The sequence below is a fragment of the Arthrobacter sp. NPDC057009 genome (assembly GCF_042673905.1).
Lineage (GTDB): Bacteria > Actinomycetota > Actinomycetes > Actinomycetales > Micrococcaceae > Arthrobacter.
Genome location: NZ_JBHUSB010000020.1, coordinates 72,152 through 79,336, shown reverse-complemented (window position 1 = coordinate 79,336; position 7,185 = coordinate 72,152). Strand labels below are relative to the sequence as shown.

Genomic DNA, 7,185 nt, shown 5'->3' with positions numbered 1-7,185 from the left:
CACTTGTGGCCCTCGTGTAAAGGGCCACAAGTGTCCGTTCGCGCTCAGCTTCGCCCCGAGCCCTGCCGGGCTAGCTCAGCGCGGGTACCCGCACCTGCCCCGGCTTGAAGCGGGCTCCGAAACCGGGAGCAAGGGGCACCTCGATCCGGGCGTGGGTGTGGATGTCGGCAACAGTCGCCGCAGTATGCTCGGCGATCTGCTCCAGCGTCGTCACCCACATTCCGTCCATGCCCTTGACCCGCTCGATGAGCTGCTCCAGGGCCACTGCCTTGGAGGGCCGGCCCGAGATGAACGGGTGGTTGGTGAGCACGAAGCAGCTCCCCTGCGAATGGTGTGCCTGCGCCTCAAGCGTCCACATCTCCAGCACCTTGGCCGGGCTTTCGATCACGCCGCTGCCGGTGACTCCCGGGTAGAAGGCGTACTGCTCCCAGTCGTCGAGCGTCCAGTCCACGGGGATCTCCACGATGTCGCGGGTATCCCCGGAGGAAGGATCCTGCGAGACCGACATCCGGTACGGCGCGTCGCCGTCGAGCAGGCTGGAATCGTAGAGGAAACCGCGGTCAGCCAGGAGCGCCGGCGAGTGCCAGTTCAGTTCCCACCACGGCGCCCGGTACCCCACCGGCCGGATCCCGGTGACCTTCTCCAGCGCCTCGAGCCCGCGGTCCAGGTACGAGGCCTCCGTCACGGCGTCGATCCCCTGCATCGGCTCGTGCAGGTAGCCGTGGTGCGCCACCTCATGGCCGCCGTCGACGATCTGCCGCACCACGTCCGGGTAGCTTTCCGCCGTGAACCCGGGGATGAAGAACGTCCCGCGGACCTCTTGCCGCGCCAGGATCTGCAGCAGCCGCGGCACCGCAACCTTGGGCCCGTACGACTGGTGGCTCATCAGCGACATCCGCCGCGTGCTGCTGGGATCGTGCGCGATGACGCAGGATTCGGCGTCGACATCGAAGGTGAAGGATGCGGCGGCGGTGTAGCCGGCGGGCCAGGTGATGGGGTGCTGGGAATCCGGGAAGACGCTTGGGCTCATGCCGTGGGTTCCTTTCGTAGTAAGGGTGGTTAGAGTTCGACGGCGGGAACGGGCTGGGGTGCCTGCCCGGCGGCAGGTGCGCTGACAGCGGCGGCGGCAGTGCCGCCGTCGGACGTCACCGTCACGTACTGCCGGTGCAGACGGGGGCCAAGCACCGCATACACCCCGGCGCTGGTGAGTCCGCCGGCCAGCCAGGAGAGGTCCCAGCCGCCCAGGGCAACCGCGATGGGGCCCTGCATCACCGGGACCAGCCCGTACATGAACAGCCAGGTGGCGAAGATCCCGGCGAGCAGCGAGGTCACGCCGGCCCAGTTGACCACGGGCAGGCGGCGGGTGCCGACGCCGTCGAACAGCCGTTCCACGTTGCCGGGCCAGCGCCGCTCCAGCCAGAAGAAGTGCACCAGCATCACGCCGCCCCAGGCGGCCACCCAGGCCACCAGGCCGATGAGCCAGGCGTCCAGCACGGCGGCGAAGTCCTCCTGGAAGATGAAGTAGATGACAGCGATGAGTGAGAAGACGCCGACGAACAGGTTGAGTTTCCGGCGGCTAATGGTGATGTCGAGCGCCTGCGTGGCCACCGAGAACGTGTAGATGTTGAGGATGTTGGTGGCGATGGGGCCGTGGAGCACCATCAGGAGCACGGGCAGCGCCAGGGCACCGAAGTTCTGGACGATGAGCTTGCCGGGATCGATTTCGCCGCTGTTGGTGGCGAGGCTTGCGCCGAGGACACCCAGCCAGACCACCGGGATGAACTGACCCAGGACGGAGGCGAGGTAGACCTTTTTCTTGGGAACGGTGGTGCTGACGAAGCGGGAGTAGTCGGCGGCGTACGTGAACCAGGTGATGCCCCAGCCGATGCCGATGGCCGTCATCACGGCGCTCATGGCGGCGATCCGTTCGGAGCCTTCCAGGATGTTGCCCGCGGGGCCGGCGTAGGTCCAGTCGATCTTGAGGCCGAACCAGGCCACGGCGGACATGACCACCAGGATGATGATGGTGGGCGGCACGGTCCATTTTTCGAAGGCGGCGATCGCCTTGTAGCCGAACCATGCGATGGCAACCTGGGCGGCCATGATGAACGTGGCCACGCCGATCTTCCAGGCGTAGTTGTGGGCTTGTGGGTCCACCCAGCCGAGGGTGCCGAAGAGTGCCATGACCAGGTCGAGGATGATCCAGGTGTTGACGGCGCACCAGCCCACCACCAGCAGCGCCTGGATGGCGGCCGGAAGGTAGTTGCCGCGGCGACCGAAGGCGGCGCGGGCCAGGACCATGCCGGTGGCCCCGGTCTTTTGGCCCAGCAGGACGAAGCAGCCGAAGAGCAGCATGCCGATCAGGTTGCCCAGGACCAGGACGGTGACGGTGTCGGCAAAGCCAAGGCCGAGGTTGATGCCCAGGGCGCCGAGGACCCAGTTGATCGGGGCGAGGTTTGCGCCGGCCCAGATCCAGAACTGGCCCGACACCTTGCGGGTGCGCGCGGTTTCCGGAATGGGCTGGAGCCAGGCTTCGAAGTCCTCGGCCTGCTCCGTTGCGGGCCCGGACTGCGGTGTTGAGGAATTGTGCATCGGAAAAGCCTCCGTGTGAGGAAGAAGAGCCTCCGTGAAGAAGGGATGAATTAAGCGTATGTGGGCTCCATCACAGCAACAAGGTACGATCTGTCTAGCAGAATCCTCTTGCCTATGACGGAGTGTAATATCCGTGTTCCTCGAAGACGTTTTGAAGCACCGCAGCGTCCAGGCGGCCGATCCGCTCCTCCGCGCGGCCGGCTCTGCCGTGGCCGGACGGCAGGTGCGGTGGGTGCACTCCAGCGAGGTCCTGGATATCGCTCCCCTGCTGCGCGGCGGGGAGCTTCTCCTCAGCGGCGGGCAGGCCCTGGCCACCGCTTCGGACCAGCGGCGCGTGGACTACGTGCGCGAGCTGGCCGGGCGCGGCGTCGCGGCCGTTGCGATCGAGACGGGGCCGGTGTTGCCTGACATCCCGGAGTCGATGCTGGTGGCGGCCGAGTCCAACGGCCTGCCGCTGTTCGAGCTCCGCAAAGTGGCACCCTTCGTGGGCATCATGCAGGAAATCAACTCGATCCTGGTGGGCCAGTCCGTGGAGCTGCTGCAGCGCGGGGATGAGATCAGCCACGCCATGGCCGCCGAACTCGCCCACGGCGGCGGGCTGGATGAGGTGCTCGCCGTGCTCGCCGGGCAGACCGGAACCGGGGTGCGCCTGGTGTCGCCGGCGGGAGTGACGCTGGGGAGTGCCGGTGTAGGTGCTTCCCAGGGCGGCGGCGCTGGCGGCGGGGGCGGCGGCGCTCGCGCTTCCGACGGCGGAAGTACCGACGGCGGTCCGGGCTCCGGCGGCGGTCCGGGCACCGAGGGTTTGGCGGCAGTTAGCCCCGGGACAGTGAGTACGACGGCGGTCGACGTTCCGGTCCGTGGTGTGCTGGCTGCCCGCCTCGAACTTGAGCTGACCGAGGGCGTCGACCCGGCGTTCGTCCGGGTGGCGGGCGAACGGTCCGTCGACATCCTCGGCCTGGCGCTGTTGCAGCGGATGCCGCCGGGCCTGAAGGAACTGGCGGGCGCTGAGCTGATGCGAGCCGTCCATTCCGGGGCCCAGCCGTGGCGGCTCGAGCAGCTGGGGGCGGCGGCGGGGTTCGCCGTCGACGGTCCGGTGGCCGCCGTCATGATCCGTTCCGCCGCCTCGGGCCGGCTGCGTCCCGCGCTGGACGCAGTCCTTGCGGGGGCGGTTCCGCATGCCGCGAGCTATGCCGACAAGCTGGAGCTCATCGCGCTGGCCGGCCTCCCGCGCGAGGGAACACGGTCCGCACGGGCATCGCTGCTCGAGGCGCTGGGGTCCCTCGAGGTCCCGGAAGGTTCCGCGGTCGCCATCGGACCTCTGGGGCAGGGCATCGGCGAGGCGGCGTGGTCGATGGCGGAAGCGCGGCGGACGCTGGATCTGGCGCCGCGGGCCGGCCGCTCCGCCGGCGGTTCCCGGCATGTCCTGGATGCGGAGGCATTTGGTGTCGAGCGCCTGGCAGCCGAGAGCCTCGACGCCGCTGCCCGCCGCGATTACGTCCGCCGGACGCTGGGCCCGGTCCTCGAGCACGACGTGCAGCGGAACTCACAGCTGCTGCACACCCTGACCGTATGGCTGGACTCCGGCTGCAACACGGCGCAGGCTGCCCGCGAGCTGCACCTGGAACGGCAGTCGATGTACCACCGGCTGCAGCGCATCTTCGACCTCTGCGGCGGCGACCCCCGCGGAACCGGACGCCTCGCGAGCCTGCACCTGGCCACCCGCCTGGCCCGACTCCCCTAGCCCTACATACGACCCTCTCTCACTTCCTGCCGCCTTTCCCCCAACGCTCCATCACCTCCCGCCGCCTGTCCCCCGACGCTCTATCACTTCCCGCCGCCTTCAACCCAACGCTCTATCACCTCCCGCCGCCTTTTCCCCAACGCTCCATCACCTCCCGCCGCCTTTTCCCCAACGCTCCATCACCTCCCGCCGCCTTCAACCCAACGCTCCATCACATCCCGCCGCTTGGCACCGAACGCTTCCGCACTACCGGACTGGATATGCTCGACCCATGCTGCCCGAACGCTACCTGGCCGAACTCACGCACTGCCTCGGATCACTCGAAGAGCTTGCCCGCCAGTCGGAGGGCACACTGGCCCGCTCCGTTCCGGCCTGTCCGGGTTGGACGCTCGATGAGCTTTTTGGCCATGTCGGCTCCATCGAACGATGGGCTGCCGCCGTGGTCCGCACCGGCAAGCATGTTGAGGCACCGGCCCCGCCCACAGCAGGAGCGGCGAGCTGGTTCCTCGAAGGAGCGCCTGATTTCCTTGCCACGATGACCTCGCTGGACCCGACGGCCCCGTGTTGGAACTTCGGACCTCCCCCGCGCACTGCGGGTTTTTGGCTTCGCCGGCAGGCGCACGAGCACGCCATCCACCTTCTCGACGCCCACCAGGCGTCAGGGCAACGGGAACCGGAGTTCCCAGAGGACTTCCTGCTCGACGGCATCGACGAGGCCCTAGCAATGGTCGCCCCGCGGCAGATCCGGCTACAGCGGATGCCGGACCCCGGAAAGGCCGTGACCTTCCGCATCCCCCACGGCACGGCCTGGACCGTCGGATCCGGGGACGTCAAAGCGGAGGTCAGCGCAACCCCACGGGACATGTACTTCGGCCTTTGGGGCCGCTCCAACCTGTCGAACACCGCCGCGATCGACGGCGACACTGAGCTCGCCTTGCGCGTCATCCGTGGTCCGCTTACGCCATAGACAGAACGACGGCGGGACCTGAGGAAGCGTTTGGAGGCAGCGGGACGTGAGGACGCGTCGGGGGAAACCGGCAGGGAGTGATAGAGCGTCCGGGGGAAACCGGCAGGGAGTGATAGAGCGTCCGAGGGAAAACGGCGGGAAGTGATGGAGCGTCGGAAGGGCCCGGCTGCTCAGCGCAGCCAGGCCCTCCGTATTGAACTGTTAGTTACGTATTGAACTGTGAGTTACGCGCGGTGGTTGGCGTCGGACTTCTCGTGGCTGCCGTGGACCGCGTGGTGGTGGCCGGGGTGGTGCTCCTCGTACTCGATCTCCAGCTCGTCGGCCGAGGTGAGCCCGTTAGGCAGGTCCACGGTGTGGCGCGGGCCGGTGTAGGTGTGCTTGACCCGGAGCTGCCAGGCCAGCCACAGCACCAGCAGGGTTCCGCCGACCACCAGCGGTGTGTAGTTGAAGTACTTCCACTCGAAGTCGGGGTTCCACGGAGCTCCGAGCGGGGAGGTCGGCAGGAGGGCGATCACCGTGGTCAGTGCGATTTCCACCACGGCAATGGTGCCCAGCCACTTGTAGTTCCGACCCAGGTGCCAGGAGCCGCGCTCGAAGGCGGAGCCCTTGCGGAGGCGCTGGTAGATCGGGATAGCGAAGGCCAGGTACAGGCCGACGACGCCGATGGAGACTACCGCGTTGAAGGCCACCGGCACGGGGGCGCCGTTGATATCCACCTCCACGAGGGCGGGCAGGGCCAGGAGGATCGCTAGGCCGGCAACCAGGGCCACACTGTACAGCGGAACACCGCTCTTGTTGAGGCGGGTCCAGATGCGAGCGCCGGGCACCGCGCCGTCCCGGCTGAAGGCGAACAGCATGCGGGTGGTGGAGGTCATGCAGGCCATGGCGCAGAAGCACTGGCCCACGGTGGAGATCACCAGCACGGTGCTGACCCACGGGCCGCTCAGTGCCTGGTTGAGCACGGTGACCACGCTGCCGCCGCTTGCGGTGACGGCGTCGGCGTCCTGCACTGCGAAGAGGATGCCCAGCAGCAGGATCCAGCCGCCGATTGCCGAGTAGAGGATGGCCTGCCAGATGCCGTTGGCGGCGGAGTTGGAGGCGCCCTTGGTTTCCTCGGACATGTGGCAGGAGGCGTCGTAGCCGGTGACGGTGAACTGCGGCAGGATCACAGCGAGCGGGAGCACAAGGAAGATGAATCCCATGCCGGTAGTGGCGCCGTCGAACCATCCGGTGTTGTTGATCCGCTGGCTGAACACGTCGGCCATGCTGGCGTGGCGTTCCGGCACGAAGATGATGATGGCGATGATTGCCGCGGTGCCGATGACGTGCCACCACACGGAGATGTTGTTGAAGATGGCCAGCAGGTGGCTGGAGAAGATCGAGAGGATCGTGACCACGAACAGCACGCCGATGAAGATCAGGAACACCCGGGACAGTGAGTATCCGTCGGCCCAGGCTGAGCTGAACGAGGACAGGGTCACGTCGATGAAGGTGGCGCAGCCGTAGGACACGGCGGCGACGATGGCCAGCAGGCCCAGGAAGTCCAGCCAGCCGGTGAAGTAGCTGGAGCGCAGGCTGCCAAGCTTGGCCGCCCAGTAGTACATGCCGCCGGAGGTGGGCATCGCGGAGACAAGTTCGCCCATGCACAGGCCCACCACGAGGATGAGGGCACAGACGATGGGCCAGCCCCAGCTGATGGCCGCCGGGCCGCCGTTGTTCCATCCGATGAAGAAGCTGATGAACGGGCCGCTGAGGATCGAGATGACGGAGAAGGAGATGGCGAAGTTGGAAAAGCCGGACCACGAACGCTTCAGTTCGGGCTTGTAGCCGAGGTTGGCGAGGAGTTCGTCGTCGGACCGTTGTGGTTTGGTGACAGACATGGCAA

Annotated in this window: 5 protein-coding genes; 2 read left to right on the top strand and 3 right to left on the bottom strand. The window is 67.3% G+C overall.

Features of this window, described 5'->3' with window-relative positions:
* Positions 1-70 precede the first annotated feature (70 nt).
* Entirely contained in the window at positions 71-1,030 is a 960-nt protein-coding gene (locus ACFTR6_RS18280) for a polysaccharide deacetylase (RefSeq protein WP_377958916.1), read from the bottom strand.
* A 29-nt stretch (positions 1,031-1,059) separates the two neighbouring features.
* Complete coding sequence (locus ACFTR6_RS18275; protein WP_087872147.1) at positions 1,060-2,592, bottom strand: cytosine permease; 1,533 nt, start codon at positions 2,590-2,592, stop codon at positions 1,060-1,062.
* A 127-nt stretch (positions 2,593-2,719) separates the two neighbouring features.
* Between ACFTR6_RS18275 and ACFTR6_RS18270 the strand changes: the two genes are divergently transcribed.
* Both ACFTR6_RS18270 and ACFTR6_RS18265 read left to right on the top strand, forming a co-directional pair.
* Complete coding sequence (locus ACFTR6_RS18270; protein ID WP_377958920.1) at positions 2,720-4,333, top strand: PucR family transcriptional regulator; 1,614 nt, start codon at positions 2,720-2,722, stop codon at positions 4,331-4,333.
* 271 nt (positions 4,334-4,604) lie between these two features.
* Positions 4,605-5,300 carry a maleylpyruvate isomerase family mycothiol-dependent enzyme gene (locus tag ACFTR6_RS18265; RefSeq protein WP_377958915.1) on the top strand — a complete coding sequence of 232 codons (696 nt, stop codon included), beginning with the start codon at positions 4,605-4,607 and terminating at the stop codon, positions 5,298-5,300.
* 224 nt (positions 5,301-5,524) lie between these two features.
* Here the strand turns inward: ACFTR6_RS18265 and ACFTR6_RS18260 are convergent, their stop codons facing one another.
* Entirely contained in the window at positions 5,525-7,180 is a 1,656-nt protein-coding gene (locus tag ACFTR6_RS18260) for an amino acid permease (RefSeq protein WP_377958913.1), read from the bottom strand.
* Positions 7,181-7,185: the final 5 nt, after the last annotated feature.